A 26,757-nucleotide genomic window follows, 5' to 3' on the forward strand; every position below is an offset into this window, starting at 1 on the left:
GAGGTTGAATGGTTATAATTCAACCTCTTAAACTATTGGTTAAAACAAGCCTAAGAACTTCTTGCGTTTAGGCATTTTCCCCAAGGACTCCCATTCGATGTTAGACTTTTTAGCAATCAGCCTCAATGTTCGCATATCCTTTTTGTGAATGGAGGTCAATACCATTTTCTGATACGTGAGTGCCTGAGCCTCCTTGAACTTGGTTTCTGCATCCGTTCCTAAGCGTCCCATGCCTCTGATTTCTTGTAAGGTGGTTGAGCTGATTTTGTAAAGCTTTCTTAGCGCCTCTGATTCAGTTTCTATCTTCTTTTCAAGCTCACGAATACTGGCCTTGGTTTTGCTAATTCTTTCGTCTAATTGAGAAATAGGAGCAGCTTTAAAGCCTTCAATGGATTGATTCTTGAGCATCTTCCCATCTATTTCCTCCAATGAAACAGTGTTTGATTTTGTATTGGTTACTAGAAATAGAAGTTTACCTCTTTTTACCAATTGCCCTTCTTCAAAGGGACTTTTAAGATGAACCTCTTTCGCCTTTACTTTTTTTGCGGGCTTTATCACCACTACTTTTTTAGTATCATCGACTAAAAGTACTCCTTCATATTGGTTTCCTTTGACGCTTTGAACTTTGAGTGTTTTATCTAACTCTTGATCCTTTACAATATCGCCTTCATCTAGCGTGCCTTTGAAGAGTTTTTTAACTGAGTCAGGTTTGTTTTTAGATTGAGGTTTTGGTTTGATAGCTACCTTTTTTTGCTTTGATTTGGCAAAGGCTTTTCCTTTCTCTTTGTTGTCTTTGGAAATACCTAAGAGAGATTTTGCTTTTGATATCTTTTTTGCCTCTTTGGGACTAGGCTTTTCGGGTTCACTTTTTGGAATGGAGTAAACATCAATTGTGGGTAATTCTTTTGGTTTGGCTTGAGTATCGAGCGCCTTATTGATTTGTTCTAAAATCACATCAATGGACTCGTCAATTTCAGGGTCAAGGCCATACACTTCTACGGTATCTGTCGTAAGTCCTTCTACGATTTCGACTAATTTCTTGTTTGAGTTTTCTAAAAGCTCTGAACGTTTTGAAGCGTAATTGCTAACGGTAATTTTCATGTTTGATTAGGTTTAATTTAAGTTTAATGCTTGTGCTTTGAGTTTGAGTAGTTGAAGCTTGATTTTAATCAGGCGCATGGATTTCTGTTTGCCTGAGGCTTCGTTAGAACTTTGTTGTACCTGAGCGTTCACCGAATCTTGAATCATTTTAAAGTCGGTAGCACTCAGGTTGACAGACGCTCCAAATCGCTCGGTCAAAATCCTACAGACTGCCTCTAAGTTTGAATCATCGACAATACCCACCATCGTGCTCGATACTGAATTGAAGTTGCCACCATCTACGTATTTTAGTAGTTCCGCATCGGTGTAAACATCTCCTCCCTTGCTTTTAGATAGAGCGGTAATCATTCTAAACTTGCCATTCTGTCTGAAAAAGGTAGTTCCAATACTGGTGGACACCTGACCTTTACTTCGAATGATGGGTACTGCTACCGTTAGTGGTGCAATAACATTGGCAGTATTACTTTTCCAATTAGATTCCCTCAGGTATGAATTAGGAAGCAATAAGCCTTTCTTGACGCTGCCATCTTGCATGGTAAAATCAATCAAACGTCCTTTGGCAAACTTATCGTTGGTATAGGCTTGAAGGATATTGCCTGTAACAATCAAAGCTGAAACACGGTCTTTAGACTGAGAAGTAATGGCTCTTTGCCATTGTTCCAACACATTATCATTGGACAAAAACTTCGATTGGCTCATAATTCCTGAGAGCTTACCAAAATCATTGCCTGTGATGCCAAAGGTTTGCTTTTTGACGCCATTGGAGACGGCTATGTCAATCTCAAAAGTGTTTAATTGTATTTGACCTTCTTCGTAGGGCTTTATACCCAAACATACCCCTGTGACATAACTATTGTCGGATTGTGGGACATACAAAAGCCTTCCTAGTTTGAAAAAGTCAAGTAGTTCTGCATAGGCTCGTTTGTTTCCTTCTTTCCCTGAACTATGATAGGCAATGGCTTCTTCGCGTTCTTCGATGTGTTCCTGCAGCTTGGTTTGTAGCTTTTGCTGTTGTTCCTCGGTCTTATTTTTAAGTGCTTCAAACCATGAAATCGTCATCTCTTTGTCTTTCTCATAGTCCGTTTGCGCTCTGGTAATTCTGGATTGTGTTTGTTGCTCTAATAAATTCAAAACAACCTCTTTGATACCATCCTTTTGTACCTTTTCACGCTTTTTAAGTTCTTCTTGGAGCGTTGTGACCGTGTAGGGTTTTCGTAGGTTGTTAATTTCATACAAGCCCACGTAGGTAGGTCCCGAAAAAGGTGAATCTGTAAAGCTTTTGCCTAGTACTGCGATATTGGGTTCTTCGATACTAGCTGCCTTTAAGTCCATCGTTTCGACTTCAAGGTCATATTCATCCAAGGCAATCTTTAGCTCCACGAAGGCTTGATACTTTTTGACCATATCAGCATAGAACTTTTCTTGTTCTTTGGTATTGAGTAAGGCTACTCGACCAGACACGCTTTTGGCTAAGTTTTCAATATACTTTTCGGACTTTGCATTCGTCTGTTCTGCATCTTCATCACCATGTTGAGCATCATAGAAATAGCGTTGAAGGTCTAAACGAGTGTAGTAACTCTTTTCTAAATCCTCATTCTTATCATCCTCAATCAGGGTTTTCATCACGATGTCTCCATACTTATTCAAAAAGTCCTCAGATTGAATCAGGTCTTTTGACGTCTTTTGGGATGAGGTCGTATTCGCATCTAAGGATTTAAGCTTTGATTTGAGCATCATCACTAATCGCTTTTCAGCAGGAATATCAGAACTGAGATAGTCGTAAATCGGTGGCAAGATTTGACCTGTTCGGTTGATACGACCACGTTTTTGAATCTCGGTGTTAATATCAAGCTCTGGTTGCCAAACAATCATCACTCTTTGTTTTACATCGGAGGCTGGTACTTTCTTGGTAGGAATCGCATGAGCGGACTTTCCTGTTGAACCACTTTGATTAATCATCAAGCAGTCAATTTGGTTGTCTTGAAACTTCTGGAAAGTATCAGCCGCATTCTCTTTGCGTCGGGTTTGAACTCGACCTGCCGTGACAGCAGCACTCATTCTTCCTAAGCCTTTGGGTAGGTATTCATAAATAACCTCCAAGTTGCGACCCGTTACCTCACCAACTTTGTAGCCCTCAGCTTCAATACGTTGTTTGACATAATCAATCGGTGAAATCATCACACCCGTTTGAATGGTTTTGATTCTACTCAAGATGTAGTTGTATTCAAAAACGGCATTACTCCCTAAGGTCTCCAGTTCGATTTTCTCAAAATGCCTTTTACCCCAACCATCATTAATTTGTATTCGCAATACACCTTCCAGACCTCTGGTTAATACTTGTGAGAAATCCGTATTTACCTTGCCCGTTGAATCAATATCAAGCTCCTTGACAAAAGCTTCCATTGTATTGGCAAAGGCTATGACAGGCTTTTTACCCTCTCTAAGTCGTTGAATTGCTCTATCCGCGACGGCATCAGCTTTGATAGCCAATAGCATTTGTGAGACAATTTGAAAGACCTTAGAAAAATATGGAGCGTTGCGCACTCCTAAATCAGCCGTTCCAGTGGCCAGCGCTACCTCACCTTGTTCATCACGTAAGGTTTGATTCATGTTTTCTACCGTGCTCTTGACATAGTTTCGCTGGAAGGCTACAATCATTTGCATGATGTCAGTGATGTTGTCACATATCTTTCGATGCAAGGTAGAATAATCCTTCATGCTAAAACTGGTAGCAGTTTTGTCTAACACAATCCAGTTAACAATTGCACCAGTGTTAGCCATGCCTCTTTCATGTCGAATGAGCTGCCCTTTACTTACCAAGTTGGCTGAGATGATTTCTTGCAAAGCGACACCACCCATTTCTACGGCATTAGCCATTTGCTCGGAGGACATATTGGCTTCACTAAGGTCAGTTTTGAGACCATACAAAGCCATGTTTTCGCTACGTTTGGCAAAAGTGGCAGAAAGGAAAATCGTACCTTTGGATTCACGGACAATTTCTCGCATAATGATACCCGTAGATGAGCTTCCTCCTGAGGCATTGTGCGATTCATCCAAAATCAAGATATTGTCTTTTGCCTGTTCGTACAGGAATTTAGCCTTTTTACCCTTGATAACGTTCTTTTTACCCCCATTCCAGATAATTTTATTGCCTGTGGCTACTTGTGAATAGGTTGCTAAGATAAAGTCATATTCATCGGGTAAAACACCTGAGTCAATGACTCCATCTTGTTCTAGTTTCTCAGGGGCTTTGTAAATGATATTTCCTAAATCATCCTTGATATGCGAATCGGCATCCCTTGTATTGACAATAAAGGGTCTGATATGTTTACCCTTTGACAAGTCATAGTCAGCGGTGTTTCGTTTGTATTTAAACACGCTTTTCGTGGGGTTTTGCTCTTTAAAAGCTTCGTAGTTTTCGGAATTGTTTTCGTAGCTGCTTTTCTCTTCTTCGCTCAATTCCTCCCAAGAATCATATTTGATTTTCTGCTCGACTTGACCAATGGCGATTTCTAGTTTTTGAGAACCATCTTCCATACCCACCCCGATAAGGTCACGGTAAAGATCGGTAAACAAAGAGGGCTTTTCAGTGATAACAATGGGCTTCCTTCCTTTGTGGTAGGCATAACGAATCATGGCCGCATTGATACGACCTTTTCCAATGCCTGTTTGGTGGGCGATAATGATTCCTTTGCCTTTTTCGACTTGATAGATAGCCAATGCGACCGAATCGACCTGCTCGGCCGCCAGTGCATTCGAGAGTTCATCGAGTGATTTGTAGCGTAGGTGCATCTTGACGTATTCATCGACTGTCATTTCGTCACCGTATTCGTTTCGAAGATATTCTTTGAGTTTTGAAAGGGCGATTTGTCCTTCAAAAAACATAGAATCGGGGGTTTCAACGGAAAGTGACTTCATTTTGGAAGCGGGGCGATACATTTCGCCCAATCCTTCCACTTTCTTCTTTTTGGATTTAAACAATTTAATCATGGTAGAGGTGTTTATTTTGATAGCAAAATGAGCGTCTGCAGCTGGAAAAAGACCAGGAGAAAAACGGATTTTGCTATCAAAATCAATAAGGGTTTGTAGATATCAGGAGCTGATCAGTAAAGCTCTTGTATTTTTTTGCTATCAAATGGCTAATGCCATAGATTTGAGTTTGAGTAATCGTAGTTTGATTTTGATTAATTCCGTAGGCTTTCTTTCTCCTTTCTGATAAGTAGTCATAAATCTTTCATAAAGCGCTTCAAAGGTTTCGACCACAGTTTGATTGACTTCCTCTGCCATTGGAGCAAAACCCGAAGGTTCTTTTTTGACACCATCGACTAAGACCACACGCACGTCAAATTGTGTTCCTTGGCGAGCGTAAAGCTCTCCATCGATACTAATTACATCGACCACATTGTAGTAATGGTGGAGATAGTTAAAAAAGAAGCGGTCGCCTACGGCATGATTCCCACGATTTCGACCAGCAATCAATCCATGAGCATTGTAATGGGTATGTCCACCAAGGATAAAAGCTGCCTTACCTTCTGGCTTCATGGTTTCCAAAGCATAGAGTGCCATCAAATGGTCGAGTTTATGAACTCTGATAGGACCCACATTCACTCTTTGGGGAAGTAAACCAAAGGGAGGATTAGAGATAACGGCATCAAAGCTACGTTGATAAGCTGGCATCTTTAAAGAGGCATCATTCTTCGTTACTAACTTAAAGCTTTGCGTGAGGAGATTCTTATATCGTAGCTCAGAGATTTCATTAACGATAAACTGCCTAGGCTCTGCGGCAATGGTTAAAAGTCCGTTTCCTGCACTTGGTTCAAAACCTTGTTTGTTTGGGTCATCAATTCCACACCAAATCCCCATCAAAAAGGCAATGGGCGCTGGAGTGGAGTATTGCTGGAGCATGATACTCTCAGAGGTGCGGTGATTGAGTCGAACTTGGTTTTTATATAGATTAACAATGCTCAAATATCGCTCTAAAATACTTGTATTGGCATGCGCATATTCCCGTGCGGTGCGAACAATGGCTAATTCAGTAAGTTCTTTGACCTCTGATTGGTTGGTAATACCAAATTGGCTTGCTAGTTTTTGGGAAGTGGTTTTACTATCCTTTTGACCTTCTTTGAGTCTTTTCTCAATGGCTTGTACATATTGAAGCGAATGGTCAATAACCAATTTGCCTATACTTTGGATAGTTTGAGTTACTTCAAAATCTGTAAAAATACCAGCTTCCTCTGCGTTGAAAACGGGATTGCATGGGTCAAGGATAAGAGGTTTATCCAGCAAAACCACCAGATAGATGTGTGAAGTACTCTGTGAGGGATAGGTAGCTAAACGAACTTTAAAAGGAAGCTCTAAATTCAGTAGTGTCCCTCCTAAAAGAATGACAAAATCTTCACAGTCTACTCCTGTATGTCTGTCAGCCCATGAGGCATTGGGTAAACGAATGATTTCTGCTGAGTCAGGATAGCCGTCGTATTGGTATTTGAACTCTTTTCTACAAAAGTCATACAGGGCTTTAACAGAATCTTGGTACGATTGAGACTTAACTCTTTTGGCAAAAGCTTTGGTTTGTGTCTTGGCTTGGTGAATGTATTGACTAGCAATTAAGCCAGCTAGTTGTTGTACATTGGGGTTTTCATGGATGATACGGTCGTATTTGGTGGGATTTTCAAAAAAGGATGAAGTTTTCAAATGTATATAAATTAGTGGACTCTAAATACCTCCCTGTAGATATAATCGATAGCAGGATAGGGTAATTTTTTACGTAAAGCAGGTTTATCTGGATCAAAACCCAATGTTTTTAACTTTTCCTTGTGAGCATCCACCTTCAAACACGAAAGAAGATACTTCACATCAGCTTTGAGTTTCTTTTCATGACCTTTGGTGATGCTTAACTCTTTGCAAATATCGGTTAGTGTTGAAGGTGGATAGATTTTCATCTTATCTTGATTTTAAAATTGGTGTGAATCCAAGGGGTAATTCTTTGACTTCTTTTCTGGTGATGCCTCTACCTAGTTGTAGTTCTGGATTGAGGCTTAATTGCTGCTTGTCGCAAAAGACTTGCATGGTGTCTTGCATTTGTGGTGCTAGCATAGTTTGAGCGTTGGAGGTTTGTTTGTAGCGGTCTTTTCTCTGGATCAGGGTTCTTACTATTGCTCCTAGACAAAAGACCACCAAAAGAATGAGTAATAGGTTTAGTGTAAACATGGTTTAAAGAGGTTGTAAAAAGTCTTTGATTTCTTGCTCTGAGAAATACTGTTCCAGTTCAGGTGTTTCATTTCTCTTGAGCATGGTGTGAAAGTCTGGCAGCTCCCTAAAATAGTCGAGTGGTGGTAATACTTCTCTTTTTGCTTGGATAGCCAGACAGTATTGGAACTTCAAAAAGGTGGTTTGCATCATCACCATGTTTCTAAAGCTACGTACCTCTGTCTCTAGCTGAAGCTTTTGTTGCTTGACTTTTTTGCGATGGGTCTGAAACCCAACAAAGAAAATTACGCATAGGAATACTAGGTCTAAGGTGTCACGAAGGGTCATTGTTTTCTAAGGTTTTCCAGTTGAGAATTGCGAACTGTGAGTCAATATCTAGGCTCTCGTAGATTTTCTTATCGTGATTGATAATTTGTACCAATTCAGTTACTTCGTGATTGTGAAGTGCCTTGAATGGCTTGCCAAAGTGTTTTTGAACTAACTCATACAAAATCACAGAATCAATCTTGATAGTATCCTCAAACTGTTGTCGTAGCTGGGCTGATTCGTCATTAGCTTGCTGGAAACCGATAGTAGACTCTGGTTCTTCCAACTCAAAATGCTCACTTAGCTCATTCAATTCTGATTTATCCAGTTTGATGGGCATTATTGTGGTATTCTGGCTTTCTGTAGGTTCTTCAACTACCGTGGCATTATCTGCAAGGTTCTTTTCAGTCCTTTTTCGCATCAATAGGCTCATGCCAAGAATCACCATGCCAACAATGGCGCAAATGATCAAAAACAACTTCACAATTAATCCGTAGTTGGTATTCTCTGATTCATCTTCAAAATCTAACATAGGTGCTATTTGGGGTTAAATTCTAGTTTCTGTTGTGCAAAAGGAAAGTACTTTTTCCCATCTATCCATTCCACTTGTTCGGTGTTACGCACGCCTACACGATATTCCTCTTTGTCGAAGTATCTCGTTGTCCACTTCTTGTTTTCAGGAAGCTCCGTGTTTTGAACAGCAATGTCATACATCAAATAGGCAATCTCTTTTCTCGGTTGAACTTTCGTAGGTAGGTCATTGAAATCATCACTTGTTTCCTTCAAAACCAGCATATTCATCATTTTCAAAAGGTCTGGTGAAACCTCTGTACCTCCGAAAAAGTGAAATTGTAGAAGTAGCTCTAAACCGTTATTTTTCGGGGTTTTCAAAAGCTGCTTTTGAGCTTTTGTCATCGCCCCTGATCCAAAAAATGAACCTGCATCGTCGTAGATGACCACCGCATTTTTCAGGTAATGGCTACAGTAGTACGAAAACTTGTCATAATCATCAGATTGAAGCTTAACCACGGCATTTTTGGGCATGGGTCTTTCCAAATCCTCAAACGATACCACCTTGATGATTTCCTTGTAACTGGAATTATTCGAGTGGTCAAAGACAATGATTCTTTTGGGGTTATTTTTGAAGGCTCCGACTCGAAAATCAAGTGAGAGTTGTAAGGCTTCGTAGGTCTTTCCTGTATTTCGAGTACCAAAGAAGCCCCAAACGTTTCCTTTGGGATTCATATCTAGGTGATTTTGGCTTTAATTTTCTTGACTACTTTTATGGTGAAGTTCGATAGTGCCTGTGGATGATGGGCAATGATATTTGAACCCATGAGTACCACTAAATCGTAAATCATGGCGGTTTTACTTGGGAGTCTGTATCTGCCTTCACGTGCCTTTTTCTTCAAGTCTTCGAGAATCACCAGCTTGACAAACTTTCGGATAGATTCTGTATCTTCCAATCCTTCATCCTGTTGGATTTTCTTCTTTTGCTCTACTCGTTTTTGAGCTGCTTTGACTTCGTCGCTCAATGGAATAAGGCTCGCTTCAAAATCTTCGACCAGTTTTTCATCGCCATTTTCGGTCGACATCTCTGCCAAGATATTTCGTAGCACGCCCGTACCCGTTTTTACGTAGGAGAAAATTAGTTCTGTTTCCAGTTCTGCATTTCCTTCCAAAATCACTTGGTCGATGTTGGGCACATATTGAGGTGTGACGACCTGTTGGGCTACAGTTTGAGGTTTGAAAGGATTATCAAATAGTCCCTCAAGCTGTTTGGGAGCTGGTGGCTCTTCCACTCTTTCGGGTGGTGAACTCATTCCCGTGAGGATGGAATTACCTATTTCCGCACCCTCTGTGATTAATTTTAGTTTTTCTGAAAAAATCATGGTGCTACTTTTTTACGTATTGGACTCCCTTTGCTAGACCCTTGCCAGCGTACTTTAAACCAAGGTTAACAAAGAAGGACGCTACTTTCTTTTTACCTGCCTTTATTTGGGCTTTGACTTTTCCCATCAAGGTTTTACGTTCTTCCCATTCGATAATCAATTTTTCGAAAACAGGACGAAAAGCGGGTTCAAAATCAATCGCTCCATCGGCTCGAAAGCAACCCATTGCGGTCATGTATTTTCCAATCATATCGAGTTTGAGTTCGTTGTTGATAACGGCAGCATCATAAGTTTTTTTCTTGGCAAGTAATGCCAGAGCTTCTTCAGAAAATGCTTGAAATTCTTCAAGCGTCATTTCCCCGTGACTCTGATAGCTTACAATTTGTCCGTTAGTGTCTAGGGTGAGTGTAGCAAGTATTTGTTTCATGGTTGAGAGATTTCTTCAAAGCCCTTGGTATAGTGTTTCTTCCAGACACCCGCTCCGATACGAACAAATGCTCTCTGCTCAGAGAATCGAACTGCCTCAGAAATCAAATTGTTGAGACCCGCATCGTTAGCGAGCTTAAAAGCCTTGAACTTATCCAGCATGGTGTTTTCGTTGTTTTCATCACGCAAACGGATGTTTTCAAGTTGAAGAGCTTTGTTTTCGTTTTGTAGTCGAATGAAAACAGGGTTGTTTTCAATGTTTTCAGACTCAGTGGTGATGTTTTCATGATTCTTGAAAACACTGTTTTCGTCCAGCAGCCGTTTGTTTTCATCCTGTAAAGAAATGTTTTCATTTTGAAGCTGAATGAAAACAGAGTTGTTTTCAATGTTTTCAAACTCAGTATTGATGTTTTCATGATTCTTGAAAACATTGTTTTCGTCTATCAGGCGTTTGTTTTCATTCTGTAAAGCAATGTTTTCACTTTGAAGCTTGATGAAAACAGGATTGTTTTCAATGTTTTCAGGCTCAGTGCTAATGTTTTCATGATTTCTGAAAACATTGTTTTCGTCCAGCAATCGTTTGTTTTCATGCTTCAACTGAATGATTTCATCCTTTAGAGGATTGATGTTTTCATCCAACAAGGTTTGGAACTGTGCTCGGATTTCGACTTCTCGTTCAGGTGTTAGTAGGCGCTCATCGTTTTCGTTTAAGCCAAACGTTAGACCATTGAAAACATAGTGAGCCAAGGCAGATTGAAGAATGTTTTCATGAGTTTTCAGCTCAGGATTTTCTTCGAGTAGGGTATCAAGTTCACGAAGCTGCTCAGGTGTGAGGTGTATGAAAACAGTGTTTTCATGCTTAAGTGTATTGCCTGTAAAAGTCTTTTCAAGAATCTCGTTAAGGAAATCACTAGTGTTTTGAGAGCTTCTTAGCCAGTCAGCAATTTCAGGTCTTACTCTTGCTCCAATCTGGACGGTACGTGCAATGTTTTCAGCCATGTTTTCAATGTTTTCATGAATCAAGACCGATGTTTTCGTTTGTTTTCATCGGCGTTTTCATCATGAAATTAGTAGGCTATTGACGAAAACATGATGTTTTCATGCGAGCACATTCGATTTTGTCCGTATATATCCGTTTTTATCTCTTTTTTGCACAAGTGATTTTTAGTAAATTTGTATGAAAACCTAAAACGAAAACATTGGATTTATTATGGGAGCTTCTACGATAGTTAATTCTGCAAGCATCGCTCAACTCATGGGCTGGACAAAGGAATATTCGGCAAAGAAAATCAGACAGGTAAAAAAGGCAACAGGTTGTGCATACGTCACATTTGCCGATTGCGCCAAAGCTTGGAACGTGTCAATGTCGTAAAACAAAGCTCTCTTCTAAATATTACTGATATGCAAACGCCCACCAATTGTGAATTGGTGGGCGTTTGCATATCAGTAGTTTTCAATTAACTATAATTTATTATGACTTATATGGAAATTGGGTAAGTTGTGGATACATTCTTCCTCATCTTAAGAATCGTGGAAAGGATTATTTACCCTAAAAAGTTGTTTCAAGATAAAAACAATCATATTTGTAACTTAATATTTAGTAAACGCCTTTTAGAAGATAAAAGAAATATGAAGAAATTTTTGACTGATATAAAAAACATTAGAAATGCAATCGATTCAAATAGGCTTGTGGTATTTGCAGGTGCAGGAGTTTCAATTGATGCGGGAATACCGTTATGGGGTACGCTAATTAATGAAATGAAATCTGAAATAGATATACCAGCCAATGAATCAGACTATCTCAGAATTGCACAAATGTACTTTAATGAACGCCAGCAGAAAGAATATATGGAAAAAATTCGTGTAGTCTTGAATCATAAAAAGGCTATACATAATGAGATACATGAGGCTATTTTTAAATTAAATCCTGTACATCTAATTACTACAAACTATGATGATTTATTAGAGCAAGTAATAAGAAAAGAATCTTTGCCCTTTTCAATAGTAACAAAGGATAAAGAATTCCCATATGCTTTAAATACTAATCTTTTAGTGAAAATTCATGGCGATTTGGACAATTCTGATGTAGTTCTTAAAGAAGATGATTATTTGGATTATGGTTTGAATCATCCACTTATTGAGTCCTTTATAAAATCTACTTTCGCATCTAAAGTTGTACTATTTGTTGGCTATAGCTTCTCTGATATAAATCTCAAAATTATCATTCAGTCGGTAAGGAATATACTTACTCAAGATTTTCAGAATGCGTATCTACTATCAGTAGATAATAGTTTACATCCTGCACAAAGAGATTACTTGAAAAATAAAGGAATAAACGTCATAGATTATTTTGATAGTGGAAAAGAAGAAAACTACATAGAACAATATATAAAAGGCAATAACGCACTTAAGAAGAAATATTTTAAGAAAGGGGAAAACTTTTCTATGCTGGGGCAAAGACTGCTTAATTTCCTTGTCTTTTTGTCTAATTATGATAAATTCAATGACCTAATAACTGAAAAGCATATTATTGACCAACTCTATAACTCCCTATCTCGTTTTTCTGAATTAAGATCTTTACCCATCAGTTTCATTTCAAATCTATACCCTTTTAAAATTACGGATAGATACGTTTATAATTTTGCCCCTTACACATTAGAGCTATCTAACGAATCACTTTTCAAAGAACTATGCTTGAATACCGAGATAGCAAATGGGAAGGTCAAATACAATCCAACAGACAAACACACCTTTTCTGAGATTGAAATTGGGCAATTTGAAAAAAAAATAGAGGAGATTTTTATTTTTTTAAACTATAGTGGGATTTCGACCCTCTATTACAAGCCAGAATCAAGAACAGGCGACATCACTGGGAGTCAAAGATTGGAACCTGAAAAAAATATTATTATCATCCAAAATGAAGAATGTCAATGTTTCAATTGTAGGTATGATAGACTAGAGTTTCATAGTTTAATCTCAGATGCACTTAATTCATCTATACATGGAACTTCAAGTTTACCTAATGCTTTAGCATTAGCTTATATTAATCATAAAATAGGTAACATTAAGCAATCATATTCATTATTTCAAGAAATTGCGAATAAAGCTTGGCAATCAGGTAAGTATCTAACCTATTATATTGCAAAACACAATATAAAAGCCCTAAGGAATTTAATAAAATATGAAGAAGAAAATCTAGACGAAGATGAAAAAGAAAAAATAATTAGAGAGTTAGACGACATAGATTTTGATAAACTTATATCTCATATTCCATATTTGGGTGATAGCCAATATAAGCTTTTAAAAATAATAAGAGACGATACAGTTTTAAAAGATTCCGAGGCCAATATAAATGAACACTATAAAAATGTTCTTGATACATATGAATTTTATAAGGAAAAAAGAGTGGATAGGCGTGGTACGTATTACCCTCAATTAATTTTTAAGGAGATACATAATGTTATACTTTTTTACACTAATAATTATATAATAGGAGATGAGTATGAAAGCATCCCAAGAGTGATAAACAAAGGTATTGAAGCACTATTAATTAATTATGCTACAGATAAAAAGTATGAAGGAAGAATTCAAAGATTTAACTTGAGATTTTTTGAACTTTTGATTAAGTATGGAGATTCAAAAGCTATAAATGACATATTTAATAAATTTCATATATCTGAGCTCGTTTTTTCCGAAGAAGGATTATCCTCAATTGTTAAACATGTGAACAACTTCTTAAAATCTTTTTATGAAGAAGATACATTCTTAATGACGGGTACTTCCGAAGAAAAAAAAATGAAAAACCAAACTAGCATTTATTTCTTTAAGTATAAATGTCAAAATACATATAAAAATATATTCACAGTACTTGCAAAAATATCCATACCCAAGGCTGATACTTCCAGCCTAGTAAATAATATTCTCAAGTTTTTCAAACATGAATCGTTTTTATTAGGATCAGAATTGGAATATATTTTACCATTTATTGATAAAAACTTTCATCTATTTTCAAAAGATGATATTGAAACACTACTTGAAACAATATCCAAAAAATATATTTTTTTTCAAGTTGAAAATAGCTTAATTTTTATTTCAAAAATATTAAGCAAAAATAAGTTCCTGATTGACAATAAGAGTTTAGTTAATGATATTGTATCAATTTTCAAAAAAGATTCATATTCAAAAAATAGAGTGTTACCATATCTGTGGACAATTTCTGGTACAGAAATAAAAGTTGACTTGAAAGCAGAAATAATAAAAACACTTGATTCAAATTTGGAAATAGACTTATATGTTTCAGCAGTGGAGAATGGCGTAATTGAATATGAAAGATACTTCGATGGATATATTCAAAAGATAGAACAAGATAAAGTTAGAGAAGAGCCTATTATTTCTTCAGATAAAGCTATTTTATCGAATTTCACTTTCATGAATGCTGTAAGATTTATTTACTCATTAAATTTATCAAATAATGACCCAAGGCTTAAAAGCTTAACAAATTTAACAGAATATATGCAGTTCTTTTTGTATCCTGAGTCTTTTGATTATTCTAAATTCAAAGTCGAGTGGCTTTCTCTACTGGCTGATGAAGCTGATTTATTCGAAAGATTCTCTAAAATAACACATATAAAAAAAGCAATAGAAGAATCTTTAAAAAACAGTTTCAATCAACAGCTGGCTAAATATTACATTAAATACTTTGTCACTACTTCAGAAAATGTTTCTTAACCCATAAGTTCGGTGTAAGTTTCCTCAAAAAGAGTACGGTTCAAAAGTTAAAAGAGATAAGATTGTACGAAGGAAGATATATAATAAATACTTCCTTCGTAATTTTTTTAATCAATAAAATTCTACCAACGAATAGACACTTATTAAATTATTCATCGACTGGATTTTACTTCAAAAACTGCTTCTTAATAGTGGAGTCCTTCACTCTTGCATACCTTGAAAGCTGTCTGCTATCTTTCCAGCCAACTATTGCCTTAATCGTACTTTCTGGTAAATCAAGCTCATTGATACTGTGGTCAACAAAACTCTTTCGTGAAGTATGAAAGGTAAGGTACTTATTTATCTTAGCCTTTTTGGCGATTTCCTTTATGTATTTATTAAGCTTAGTATTTGACATTTTTGGTAATGAAAGAATATCAGAGCCGTAACGCTTGAATATGCTCATGGCGTTTTCGTTTAAGGGTACTCTCTGTCTAGTGTCCGTTTTGTCCCTTCCTATCTTTATCCAGATGATTTCATCCGAGTCAATGACGATATCATCTTCACAAAGTGTATCATAATCCACATAACTCAGAGAGGTTTCGGCACAAAAACGATAGATGTCAAAGGTCTTTCGGTGCTTCTCTGACAAATCCAAAGCCTCTATTTTATCCAGCTCCTCCTGAGTGAGTGATACAGGTTCCTTCTCTTTGGCTTTCTCTACCTTATAGTTTTCTATTTTTCGGTCTTGGGTGTATCCTTTAGATACGGCGTACTTAATGATACCTTTAATAAGGAATAGATACTTTTCGATGGTACTTTCTTGATACTTCGAAATTTTGAGGTAAAATTTAAAATCCTCCATGAAAACATGGTCTATTTCATCAATATCTATTTGCTCCAGTCGCTTTTGTACCAGATAGGTTCGAATAGTCTCAAATTTTGACTCTCGACTTACTACAGATTGTTTCTTGAGCTTTTCGGCTTTGACCAACAAATATTGGTCTTTGATAAATTCTTTGAATACATCAATTAAGGATGGTACTCTTTTCCCTTTTCGTACCAATCCGTTGGCGACTCTGTGCCTTTCTAAGATTTCGTCTGGTCGGATTGGTTCATTGGGTTTTTCAAAACCGATTTGATTGAAGATTTGGGTAAAACGTAATTCATGGTTGTCCATGAGCTTTTGATTTTTGGCAGCCTCTTTGCCTTGAAAACATTGTTCTTTGGGATTCCATTGTTTGCGGTTTAATTTGATTTTAGTAGAAATAGGAACGGACTTTTCACCATCAACTCGAATTTCGCAATAGATAGTACCAAGGTTTTGGGTTTTACCTTCACGAAACCAATAATAGAAGGACATCATGTTGATAGGGGTGTAACTAACATTTCTAGGTGGGTAGTTGTTTAATTTTTTGACATTTGTAAAACTGTGTAAAATTTAAGTAATAATAAAAGCTTAAACACAGGTCAAAAAGTGTTCCAAAACAACGAAAAATAAAAATGTTAGTAAAATTGTTAGTAAAATTAAAAAAGTGCCTTGGTTGCAAGTAGAGGGGCTTTTTGAGGTATTTCAGACGACTGAGGAAAATCTGTTATAAAACAAAAAAGCGAGCTAAATAGCTCGCTTGCAATGCCTTAAAAATCTGGGTTGTGGTCTCGTAGGGATTCGAACCCCAAACCTTCTCATCCGTAGTGAGATGCTCTATCCAGTTGAGCTACGAAACCTTTATTTTGTTACAGTGTCTCTGTGTTTCTGTGATGTAAAATTAGAATATTGTTTTTGAAATCACAAACATTTCAGGAAAAAAAATCTAAATTCCTATCCAAAAAACATCATTTTTTCGGCTAATTGAGGCGTTTTATAATTCATAACACCTACAGTAATTATTTATTTTTCAGGCGCTTAATTGTACAATAAAGAACCATTTACGGTTGTGAAAAAAAAATAAAAAAAGTTACTTTTTTTTATTTGATATCTTACTTTTTGGCAAAACATAGGTCTGCGTTTTTGTCAAATTTACAATATACACACAAAGGCTAATCAAAAAATCTTTCAAAATCAACAATTGTCATAACTTGTTTCTTTTTTATCTCAATTTTCAAATCAAAATAGCTACATTTCCAAATCTCCAAGCTTTTAAATCTAAGTTATCAGAATCATTTTGTAATTTTGTACTTTGTTAAGATAATAGAGGCAAATAATGCCCATTTTTTTGACTTTTAACTCATTTTATAATTCTCATATACTAAGGAATGCTTACCGTATCGAATGTATCACTCCGTTTTGGCAAACGGGTACTTTTTGAAGATGTTAATATTAAATTTACTGAAGGCAACTGTTACGGCCTAATTGGAGCTAATGGTGCTGGAAAGTCTACTTTCTTAAAAATTCTCTCTGGCGAATTAGATTCACAGACAGGTTCAGTTTCTATGAACCCTGGTGAACGTATGTCAATCTTGAAGCAAAACCACTTCGAATATGAAGATGTAACTGCTCTTCAAACTGTAATGATGGGAAACAAACGCCTATACGACATTATGCTTGAAAAAGATGCCATATATCTAAAGGAAGATTTCACAGAGGAAGATGGTAATCGTGCAGCTGATTTAGAAGCCGAGTTTGCAGAAATGAACGGTTGGGAAGCTGAATCTGATGCAGGAATGTTGTTAGGAGGTTTGGGGGTTAAAGAAGATTTACATTATGTGTTGTTGAAAGACTTGAGTGGTTCAGATAAAGTGAAGGTGCTATTAGCTCAAGCTTTGTTCGGAGCACCAGACATTTTGTTGCTAGATGAACCTACCAACAACTTGGACATTGAGTCGATCATGTGGTTGGAAAACTTCTTACAAAATTTTAAAAATACAGTTATTGTAGTATCTCACGACCGTCACTTCTTAGACAATGTATGTACTCACATTGCAGACCTTGACTACGGCAAGATTCAATTGTATGGAGGTACTTACACATTCTGGTATGAATCTTCTCAACTAGCAGCTCGTCAACGTGCTGACCAAAGTAAGAAAAATGATGAGAAACGTAAGGAATTAGAAGAGTTTATTCGCCGTTTCTCTGCCAACGTAGCGAAGTCGAAACAAGCGACTGCTCGTCAAAAAATGTTAGATAAATTGAAAGTTGACGACATAAAACCATCTTCTCGTCGTTATCCGTTTATCAACTTCAAGCCAGAGCGTGAGGCAGGAGATCAATTATTGACTGTAGAAAATCTTTCGGCGAAGTCTGAAGACGGAACGTATTTGTTCAAAGATCTTTCTTTCACGTTAAACAAAGGTGATAAAATGTCAGTGCTTTCTCGTGATTCATTGGCAATTACTGCATTTCTTGATATTTTGACAGGCGAACGTCAAGCAGATGGTGGTGAATTCAAATGGGGCGTGACTACAACTCAGGCTTATTTACCAAACGACAACGCCAAGTATTTTGCAGATGCAAGTTTAAACTTGGTTGATTGGTTGAGACAATATTCAACTGAAAAGGACGAAAGTTTTATCCGTGGTTTCTTAGGTCGTATGTTATTTTCTGGAGATGAAGCCTTAAAGAAATGTACTGTGTTGTCAGGAGGAGAAAAACAACGTTGTATGTTTAGTCGTATGATGTTGTCGGGAGCAAACGTTTTATTATTTGACGAGCCAACTAACCACCTTGACCTAGAATCGATCACTGCATTAAACAATGGTTTGGTAGATTTTACAGGAACCATGTTGTTTACTTGCCATGACCATCAATTGACTCAAACAGTAGCTACACGCATGTTGGAAATTGGACCAAAAGGATTCTTAGATAAGTTAATGACTTTTGATGATTATATTGCTGACGAAAAAGTTAAAGCACAGAAAGAAGCCATTTATTAATATTTCTTGACACGCCCACAAAAGTGGGCGTGTTTTATTTATTGTATCATACACAAAAGCCCTACTCTCATGAAAAATCTATTTATCTGCTTTGCAGTATTGGTAACATTGTTTTCGTCTTGCAAAAGTAATGACAATCCAACCCCAACTAAAACAAAAACAGAGTACATTTCTGCCAAAACTTGGATTATTGACAATCTTACAGTGAACGGGATTATTTTATTATATCAAAAAGCTAATACTCAAAACCTGTATGATTTGTCGAAAGTAACATTTAATTTGAATAGCAACGGAACCGTAACTGGAACAGACAACAATGGTACCGCTATTACAGGAGGTACATGGGCATTCAATACTGACCAAAGTAAAGTAGTGTTGACAAATGTGAGCATTCAAGGTGGATTAGCACTTTCAGGAGAATTTACGTTAATTCAATTAAATGATACAAACTTTGATATTCAAGGTAATGTTACCTATATGGGACAAACTGGCAATGCTGTTGTAAAAATGATTGCTAAATAATATTTTTATCTCTCTGGCTACTAGTGGTTTGTACATTATTTAGGAAAAAATATGCAAAAAAAACGCATTTAATTTGTGATTTTTAAATTATTGTTCTAATTTTGCAGTCCCAAAACACAGCAACGCTGTAAGGGAGAGTAAAGGTTTCGTAGCTCAACTGGATAGAGCATCTCACTACGGATGAGAAGGTTTGGGGTTCGAATCCCTACGAGACCACAACCCAGATTTTCAAGGACTTACAAGTGAGCTATTTAGCTCACTTTTTTGTTTTATATCAGATTTTCCGCAATTGTCTGAAATACCTCAAAAAGCCCCTCTACTTGCAACCAAGGCACTTTTTCAATTTTACTAACAATTTTACTAACATCTTTATTTTAAGTGGTTTTGGAACACTCTTTGACCTGTGTTTAAACTTTTATAATTTCTTCACATATAATAGTTTTTACAAATGTCAAAAAATCTGCAACATCACCTAGAAGTGTTAGTTACACCCCTATCAACATGATGTCCTTCTATTATTGGTTTCGTGAAGGTAAAACCAAAGACCTTGGTATTATCTATTGCGAAATTAGAGTTGATGGTGAAAAGTCCGTTCCAATTTCTACTAAAATCAAGTTAAACCGCAAACAATGGAATCCCAAAGAACAGTGTTTTCAAGGCAAAGAGGCTGCAAAAAATCAAAAGCTCATGGATAACCATGAATTACGTTTTACCCAAATCTTTAATCAAATTGGTTTTGAAAAACCCAACGAACCAATTCGACCAGACGAAATCCTAGAAAGGCACAGAGTCTCTCACGGATTAGTACGAAAAGGAAAAAGAGTACCATCTTTTATTGATGTATTCAAAGAATTTATCAAAGACCAATATCTGTTAGTCAAAGCCGAAAAGCTCAAAAAGCAATCAGTAGTAAGTCGAGAATCTAAATTTGAGACTATCCGCACGTATTTGGTGCAAAAGCAACTGGAGCAAATTGATATTGATGCCATTGACCGTGTTTTCATGGAGGATTTTAAATTCTATCTCAAAATTTCTAAGTATCAAGAAAGCACCATCGAAAAGTATTTGTTCCTAGTCAAAGGTATCATCAAGTATGCAGTATCTAAAGGATACACCCAAGACCGAAAAATAGAAAGCTATAAAGTGGAGAAAGCCAAAGAAAAGGATCCTGTATCACTCACACAGGAGGAGCTGGACAAAGTAGATGCTTTGGATTTGTCTGATACCCATCGAAAAACCTTTGACATTTATCGTTTTTGTGCTGAAACCTCTCTGAGTTTTATTGACTACAATACGCTCACAGAAGATGATTTTGTGATAGATTCAGATGAAACTATCTGGATAAAGTTAGGAAGGGACAAAACAGATACCAGACAAAGAGTACCACTAAACGAAAAAGCCATGAGCATATTCAAGCGTTACGGCTCTGATATTTACTCACTCCCCAAGATGTCAAACACAAAGCTCAATAAGTATATTAAAGAGATAGCTAAAAAGGCAAAGATAAATAAGTATCTAACCTTTCATACCTCACGAAAGAGCTTTGTTGACCACAGTATCAATGAGCTTGATTTACCAGAAAGTACAATACAGGCTATTGTAGGTTGGAAAGACAGTAGACAGCTTTCAAGATATGCCAGAGTGAAGGATTCAACTATCAAGAAGCAGTTTTTGAAGTAATAGATATGTAAATTAAAAATACCATCCAATTCTCAATTCAAGGGCGTTTTTTTAATAGTATTTAAGATAGAGCTTTTTACGACATTCACAGGTTCCTTGATTTGATTGGAAAAGGTAATAACCCTTTCAACATTCCCTATAAAGATGTCATCAAAGAGTTACTAAAAAGGGTACAAGTATTACCACATATCAACGAAATCTCGAATGTGCCAAAGGTATTTCCTAAGGCAAGTAGTTCAAAACCTCATGGAGACCCATTTGATTTACTTATCATCGCACAGTCAATCTATGAAGATATGCCCGTTTTAAGCACAGATGCTTATTTCCCGTTTTATCTAGAACTCAAGGTTATCAATTAGCAAACGCCCCATAATCACTCTGATTGTGGGGCGTTTGTTTGATGGAACGACCAAGAAATTGAATCTCTCCGACTAATTCATGATTTAGGAGGGTTATCCATTTTAGAAATATAGATAAATACATCAATCATCTTCCTTTTCACTTCTAATGAAGTTATTTGACTGAAATGATAGTCTTCGAACCTTTTGACGATATATACGCCATGATAATAATCAGTAATTTTTTACCTACAACAATTATATTTATTATAAATTTGAATAGAACACCAAAACTTATATAATAAAACCGCCATTTTGTTATGACTAACCATTTTTATAGACAACAGTTAAGTATATTAAATTATGAGTATGTAGAATTTAATAAAAGCTTATTCATCGAGGATAGGTCTAGTTTTTCCCCAATTAATGCTTGGAAAAATAAAGAGAACTACAAAAACCTTCACGAGCTCATTGTGGATTATAGAGGAATTTATTTCGATGATATAGTTTCTGAAATAGACTCAAAATCATACTTTCATATTCCTGAATCAGTGTATATTCCCACAGGGAGAGTTCATGAAATATATCTACACAAATTTGAGGAGAACTACGCTCTATTTGTTAAAGACTTAGGAGTGCTTGCTCAGCAGAATGTGGAATTACAATTTTCCGAGAGACTAACATTTACTAAGTGTAAGGAGCTCTTTCAGAAAGCACCTGTAGCAATGCTTGTGTCCAATTTTGATGATAATACTCTTTTTTTAAACGATCAATTTATCAGTTTTTTCGGGTATAATTCTAACGATATCTCAAGCATTACTGATTGGTTGAATTATGCATTTCCTTCAGATGGCGACCGCAATTTTGCTAACTTGAATTGGTATGAAAATATTTATCCAGTATTGAATAAAGAACATATTGTACAACCTTTTGAATGTAAGATAACTTGTAAAAATAAAGAAGTAAAGATTTGTGAGGTAAGCTTCATGCTTGCAGTGAATACTTGTATCATCACATTTTTAGATGTAACTGAGAGAATAAAAATTCAAGATTCTTTTTTAGAAAGTCTTCAGAATTTTAGAGAAATTTCAGATAATGTAAATGATATTCTTTGGATAAGAGATGAAAACGATGATAAACTGCTTTACTCTAATAAGAAATTCAAAGACATTTTTGAGGATATCAATGAATACGAAAGTAAGCTATTGCATATATCACAATATATTCATCCAGATGACATCAAATCATTAAAGGAGGCTCAAGAGAATTATCTAAAATCGACATATCTTCCATTCAATCATACCTTTAGGGTCATAATTCAAGCGAATGTCCGTTGGTTCAACTTGCAAAAATTTCCATTGCATGACCAAGATGGAAATATTTATAGACATGTAGGTATTGCCAAAGATGTTACAATGCAAATACAATTTGCAGAAAAGCAAAAACGTAACGAGCATTTTCAAAAAACGATTATTGAGTTATCTAATAAATTTATGAATTATCCATTTTCCGATAATGATGGTGTTGATTTGATTTTGGAGGAAATAGGAAAATATATGGGAAGCTTACAAGTATTACTTTACGAAATTGATAATACAGAATTACATTACAGAGAAGTAAATACTTGGACATCATCAATAGCGATTGAGAATTATAAGAACTTCTCCATTCTTGATAAATTCAAAATTACAGAAATTGAGCATCTTGTTCCAAAGGCATTACAAGAGGATTTATTGTTTATCGAAGATATTGAAGTTCTTAATTTCAACATTGAACTTATAAAAAGTCTTCATTTTTTAGAAATTGAGAATATCCTCATACTTCCGATTAAAAAAGGTTTTAATCTAGTTGGTTTTCTGTGTATGCTTTCGCAAGAAAAAAATAAGGTCTATGAAACAGATGAGATTACCTTGCTGCGTTTGACGAAAGATTTAATTCAAAATGTCAAAGTTAGACACCAAATGGAGTATCAGCTTAGAACTAGTGAACAAGAGTACCACAATATTTTTGAGAGTATGACAGATGGAGTGGTATATCTCAATAAAAATGCTGAGATACTTAAAGCTAATCAAAGTGCATTTAAGTTTTTTGGATTAGAAAATGAAGGTATAAAAAATTGGGCTGAGCTTATCTCGAATGTTAATATAGTAGATGAAATGTTTCAATTACTTGATTTTAACGAACTGCCAATAATACAAGCAGTCATTAAAAAACAAGAAATTCGAGGTAAAGTAGTTGGACTACAAGATAAAGAAAGTTCAGGAATTAGATGGATAAGTATATCTACACAAATAGAGTATTTAACGGACGATAGGGATGATTATCGTGTATTTGCAACGATGACAGATATTTCAGAGCGAAAAGAATTTATTGACACACTGAGTGAGAGTGAATTTAAATATCGAAGACTCACTGAAAATTTCCAAGATGTTATATTTAGATATGAACTTTTACCAGAAAGAAAATTCTCTTATATAAGCCCATCAGTAACAGCAATCACAGGCTACACTCCAAAAGAGCACTATGATGACCCTGAACTCGGTTTAAAAATTGTCCACAAAGATGATAAATCCATCATTCAATCATTAATTAACGGAAAGATTAATTTAAAAACTCCAGTGACTGTTCGCTGGAGAAGAAAAGATGGGCAAATTATTTGGGTTGAGCAAAGAAATGTTCCTATTAAAGATAGTGAAGGAAATCTCATTGCCATAGAAGGTATCCGTCGTGATGTCACCGAGATAAAGTTAATGATAGATAAACTTAACTATTCAAATAAACTTCAAGAGATGCTAATGCACATCTTCTTAACATTTATCAATATTTCATTGGATACTGTTGAAGAGAAGATTAAGGAGTCATTGGCTAAAGTTGGAGATTTTATGAGAGCTGAATGTTTATTTGTTATTTATTACGACTCTCAAAAAGGTACTTACCAAAAGCAATATAATTGGATTAAAGAAGGATGTTCTGGAAATTATAACATCGGTAATAGCGGAAGTATGAGTGAGTTAGAACCATATTTTCTGGAGCATCAACAAGGAAAATCATATTTAGTCAATCATGATAATATAAATATCTTATCTGTTCCAATACATGCAGAAAAATCTTATATTGGTTTTGTTGGACTTATTTCTAAAAAAGACTCGAATAGGACTAAAGATTTTGACTTTCAGATACTTACCTTGATTGGTGAAATGTTGAAGAATATTAGATACAGGCAAATAGATTTGAACACAATTAAAGAAGGAAGATTACTTTTAGAAAGTATTTTAGAAAATAGTGGTTCAATTATCTATGTAAAAGATTTGGAGGGTAGATACATAAATATTAATAAGAACTGGGAGTTACTTACAGGTCTAAAAAAAGAAGAGGCTTTAGGTCGCATGGCCTCTGATTTTTTTCCTAATGAAATAGCAAAGAAGTTTTCTGAAATAGATAGATTAGTAGTTGATGAACAAAAAACACTGAGCATTGAAGATATTGTCTCTGATGGCGAGTCTCATAAACTTTTTTTGACAGTCAAATTTCCAATAAGAGATGCAAATAACCAGATTGTTGGAATAGGTGGTCAAAGTACCGAGATAACACATTTAAAGCTAACAGAAAAGGCTCTTAAAGATAGTGAGGCTAACCTAAAAGCAATACTTGATAGTTCGTCTGAAAGTATCTGGTCAATTAACAAAGATTACGAAATAATCTATGCCAATGAGATTGTTTATAGAGATTTTCTCTACTCATTTGGATATCGCTTAGAGAAAGGAACTAATATCTTAGATTGCTTGCCTGAGAGCCTTAAGAGTCTTTGGCGAGATAGGTATCATCAAGTTTTACAAAATAAGGTTTTACACTTTAACGACACAGTTCCTACAATTGATAAAATCTACTACTTAGAAATTTCAATGAACCCAATTATTGTGAATGGAGAGGTCGTCGGGGTTGCTGTGTTTAGTAAAAACATAACAAAAGAAAAATTTGCTCAAAATGAAGTTTTTAAGTTTAGCTATATTTTTGAAAATCTATTAAATGAAATTTTCATTTTTGATGCGAATACCCTAAGATTTACTGAAGTTAATCAAGCTGCTCAGGCTAATATTGGCTATACTTTAGAAGAGCTACGAGAGCTAACCCCTATTAGTATTAATCCCCTTATAAATTACAAACAGTATTTAGAATTAATCGAACCACTAAAAAATAAACAAAAAGATAAACTTATTTTTGAAACTATACATACGAGAAAAAATAGAACTATATATGAAGTAGAAGTTCATTTGCAATATATCGAAATCGATGGTAGTCCTCTTTTTATTGCGATAGTTGTAGACATAACTGAGCGCAAAAACACTGAAAGAGCTCTATTAGAGAGTGAAAGTCGATTCAGAAGCATCTTTCAAGAAAGTGCTTCTATGATGTATTTGATTAACCCAGAAAATGGACAATTCATTGACGCTAATGAAGCTTGTATTCAATTCTATGGTTGGGAGAAAGACGATTTTCTGAAACTCAGCATCCTCGATGTAAATATTTCGAAGGATGATGTTACACGTAAATTTGAAATTTTAAATAGATTAGGGCGCCAAAAATTTGAGGTACAACATCGAACGGCTAATGGTCAAATATTTGACATGGAGGTATATTGTTGTATATTGAATGTAAGTGGACAAAGCCTAATATTTGAGATAGCACACAATATAACAGAACGGAATAAATATTTTAAGGCTGTTGAAATTCAAAATAAATCTTTAAAAGAAATTGCTTGGATACAATCTCACGTAGTAAGAGCACCACTTTCTCGACTTATGGGATTAGCCATGTTGGTTCAGAGTGGTTTCGATAATCCAATAGAACTAAACGAGTGTGTGGAGCACATTGTATCTTCTGCTTTTGAGATAGATCAAATAATCAAAGACATCACTCAAAAAACGTATATAATTCAAGATATGGAGCGTAATACCACTCCAAATTTTAACACTATTTCTACTAAGCTACATTTTTCAATTGTTGATGACGATAATGCTATTCAGCTTCTACATAAATTGCTATTGAAGAAAGCTGAAATTACTCCAGTACCCAATCAATTTTTGAATGGAAAAGGTATTGTGGAATACATATCAGAAAATAGCCTGTCCGAGGATATTCATATTATCTTTTTGGACTTAAATATGCCTGAGTTAGATGGATGGGGTGTTTTAGATTACATCACAAATAATAATTTATCCTGTAAAATATATGTAATCATCGTATCATCCTCTATTGATGAGAGCGACAAACTTAGAGCTAAAGTATATCCATGCGTAATAGATTTTATCCATAAACCTATTAGCATTCATAAACTGAATGAGATTAAGTCCTCTTCTCAATTGAAAATATATTTTGAGAGTTAGTCCATTTTAGAATTTCAATTTGTTCAGTTTTCGATTGTAGAAGCTTTTCTTATAAATCATTTTTCTAAATGAAACAACAAAACGCCCACCAATTCACAATTGGTGGGCGTTTGCTATTTATATCAGTAATATTTAGAAGAGAGCTTTGTTTTACGACATTGACACGTTCCAAGCTTTGGCACAGTCTGCGAAGGTGACATTGTAAGCTTCCCCAAAAATAGTACGGATTAAAAGTTTAAAAAGTGTGATATTTTTTAACTTTAGGTAAGTATTATGAAAATCAGCAAATTTAGTCCGACCGAAATTGCCAAGATTCTT

General features: G+C 35.7%; 19 protein-coding genes and 2 tRNA genes. 8 read left to right on the top strand and 13 right to left on the bottom strand.

Annotation, left to right across the window (positions count from 1 at the left end):
* Positions 1-39: 39 nt before the first annotated feature.
* The 11 genes from QM491_RS23590 to QM491_RS23640 form a co-directional block, all read right to left on the bottom strand.
* Positions 40-1,101: a hypothetical protein gene (locus tag QM491_RS23590; protein ID WP_283330003.1), complete on the bottom strand. Its 1,062-nt coding sequence runs from the start codon at positions 1,099-1,101 to the stop codon at positions 40-42.
* Between the two features lie 12 nt (positions 1,102-1,113).
* Positions 1,114-5,091, bottom strand: coding sequence for a strawberry notch C-terminal domain-containing protein (locus QM491_RS23595; RefSeq protein WP_283330005.1), 3,978 nt, complete (start codon positions 5,089-5,091; stop codon positions 1,114-1,116).
* A gap of 141 nt (positions 5,092-5,232) precedes the next feature.
* Complete coding sequence (locus QM491_RS23600) at positions 5,233-6,795, bottom strand: hypothetical protein (RefSeq protein ID WP_283330007.1); 1,563 nt, start codon at positions 6,793-6,795, stop codon at positions 5,233-5,235.
* Between the two features lie 11 nt (positions 6,796-6,806).
* Positions 6,807-7,043 (bottom strand): hypothetical protein, encoded by a 237-nt coding sequence (locus QM491_RS23605; protein WP_283330009.1) that lies wholly within the window; start codon positions 7,041-7,043, stop codon positions 6,807-6,809.
* Position 7,044: 1 nt separating this feature from the next.
* Entirely contained in the window at positions 7,045-7,311 is a 267-nt protein-coding gene (locus QM491_RS23610) for a hypothetical protein (RefSeq protein WP_283330010.1), read from the bottom strand.
* A gap of 3 nt (positions 7,312-7,314) precedes the next feature.
* Positions 7,315-7,638: a hypothetical protein gene (locus QM491_RS23615; RefSeq protein WP_166580407.1), complete on the bottom strand. Its 324-nt coding sequence runs from the start codon at positions 7,636-7,638 to the stop codon at positions 7,315-7,317.
* A complete protein-coding gene (locus tag QM491_RS23620; RefSeq protein WP_283330011.1) occupies positions 7,625-8,149 on the bottom strand; it encodes a hypothetical protein in 525 nt (174 codons plus the stop codon). The genes QM491_RS23615 and QM491_RS23620 overlap by 14 nt, the downstream gene beginning before the upstream one ends.
* 5 nt (positions 8,150-8,154) lie before the next feature.
* Positions 8,155-8,862 carry a hypothetical protein gene (locus QM491_RS23625; RefSeq protein ID WP_283330013.1) on the bottom strand — a complete coding sequence of 236 codons (708 nt, stop codon included), beginning with the start codon at positions 8,860-8,862 and terminating at the stop codon, positions 8,155-8,157.
* A 2-nt stretch (positions 8,863-8,864) separates the two neighbouring features.
* Positions 8,865-9,509 (bottom strand): hypothetical protein, encoded by a 645-nt coding sequence (locus QM491_RS23630; protein WP_283330014.1) that lies wholly within the window; start codon positions 9,507-9,509, stop codon positions 8,865-8,867.
* A gap of 4 nt (positions 9,510-9,513) precedes the next feature.
* Positions 9,514-9,936: a hypothetical protein gene (locus QM491_RS23635; RefSeq protein WP_283330016.1), complete on the bottom strand. Its 423-nt coding sequence runs from the start codon at positions 9,934-9,936 to the stop codon at positions 9,514-9,516.
* Complete coding sequence (locus tag QM491_RS23640) at positions 9,933-10,934, bottom strand: hypothetical protein (RefSeq protein WP_283330017.1); 1,002 nt, start codon at positions 10,932-10,934, stop codon at positions 9,933-9,935. The genes QM491_RS23635 and QM491_RS23640 overlap by 4 nt, the downstream gene beginning before the upstream one ends.
* A 211-nt stretch (positions 10,935-11,145) precedes the next feature.
* Between QM491_RS23640 and QM491_RS23645 the strand changes: the two genes are divergently transcribed.
* Both QM491_RS23645 and QM491_RS23650 read left to right on the top strand, forming a co-directional pair.
* On the top strand, positions 11,146-11,307 hold the full coding sequence (locus QM491_RS23645; protein ID WP_166553764.1) for a hypothetical protein: 162 nt from the start codon (positions 11,146-11,148) through the stop codon (positions 11,305-11,307).
* A 158-nt stretch (positions 11,308-11,465) separates the two neighbouring features.
* Positions 11,466-14,663, top strand: coding sequence for an SIR2 family protein (locus tag QM491_RS23650; RefSeq protein ID WP_283330018.1), 3,198 nt, complete (start codon positions 11,466-11,468; stop codon positions 14,661-14,663).
* A 166-nt stretch (positions 14,664-14,829) separates the two neighbouring features.
* On the opposite strand, the gene QM491_RS23655 is transcribed toward QM491_RS23650, so the two are convergent.
* Together QM491_RS23655 and QM491_RS23660 are read right to left on the bottom strand one after the other, a co-directional pair.
* A complete protein-coding gene (locus tag QM491_RS23655; RefSeq protein WP_283330019.1) occupies positions 14,830-16,008 on the bottom strand; it encodes a tyrosine-type recombinase/integrase in 1,179 nt (392 codons plus the stop codon).
* A 288-nt stretch (positions 16,009-16,296) separates the two neighbouring features.
* Positions 16,297-16,370, bottom strand: a tRNA-Arg gene (locus tag QM491_RS23660).
* Between the two features lie 528 nt (positions 16,371-16,898).
* Between QM491_RS23660 and QM491_RS23665 the strand changes: the two genes are divergently transcribed.
* From QM491_RS23665 to QM491_RS23690, 6 genes are all read left to right on the top strand, one after another.
* The gene (locus QM491_RS23665; RefSeq protein WP_283330020.1) at positions 16,899-18,515 is read left to right on the top strand and encodes an ABC-F family ATP-binding cassette domain-containing protein; all 1,617 of its coding nucleotides are present in this window, start codon (positions 16,899-16,901) and stop codon (positions 18,513-18,515) included.
* A 69-nt stretch (positions 18,516-18,584) separates the two neighbouring features.
* On the top strand, positions 18,585-19,037 hold the full coding sequence (locus QM491_RS23670) for a hypothetical protein (RefSeq protein ID WP_283330022.1): 453 nt from the start codon (positions 18,585-18,587) through the stop codon (positions 19,035-19,037).
* Positions 19,038-19,179: 142 nt separating this feature from the next.
* Positions 19,180-19,253: transfer RNA gene (locus QM491_RS23675), tRNA-Arg, on the top strand.
* A 285-nt stretch (positions 19,254-19,538) separates the two neighbouring features.
* Positions 19,539-20,717 carry a tyrosine-type recombinase/integrase gene (locus QM491_RS23680; RefSeq protein ID WP_283330023.1) on the top strand — a complete coding sequence of 393 codons (1,179 nt, stop codon included), beginning with the start codon at positions 19,539-19,541 and terminating at the stop codon, positions 20,715-20,717.
* Positions 20,718-20,818: 101 nt separating this feature from the next.
* Positions 20,819-21,076, top strand: a complete 258-nt coding sequence (locus tag QM491_RS23685; protein WP_283330025.1) for a PIN domain-containing protein — start codon at positions 20,819-20,821, stop codon at positions 21,074-21,076.
* 299 nt (positions 21,077-21,375) lie between these two features.
* Positions 21,376-26,439 carry a PAS domain S-box protein gene (locus tag QM491_RS23690; RefSeq protein ID WP_283330027.1) on the top strand — a complete coding sequence of 1,688 codons (5,064 nt, stop codon included), beginning with the start codon at positions 21,376-21,378 and terminating at the stop codon, positions 26,437-26,439.
* Positions 26,440-26,757: the final 318 nt, after the last annotated feature.

The sequence above is a fragment of the Flectobacillus longus genome, from assembly GCF_030056705.1.
GTDB classification, from domain to species: domain Bacteria; phylum Bacteroidota; class Bacteroidia; order Cytophagales; family Spirosomataceae; genus Flectobacillus; species Flectobacillus longus.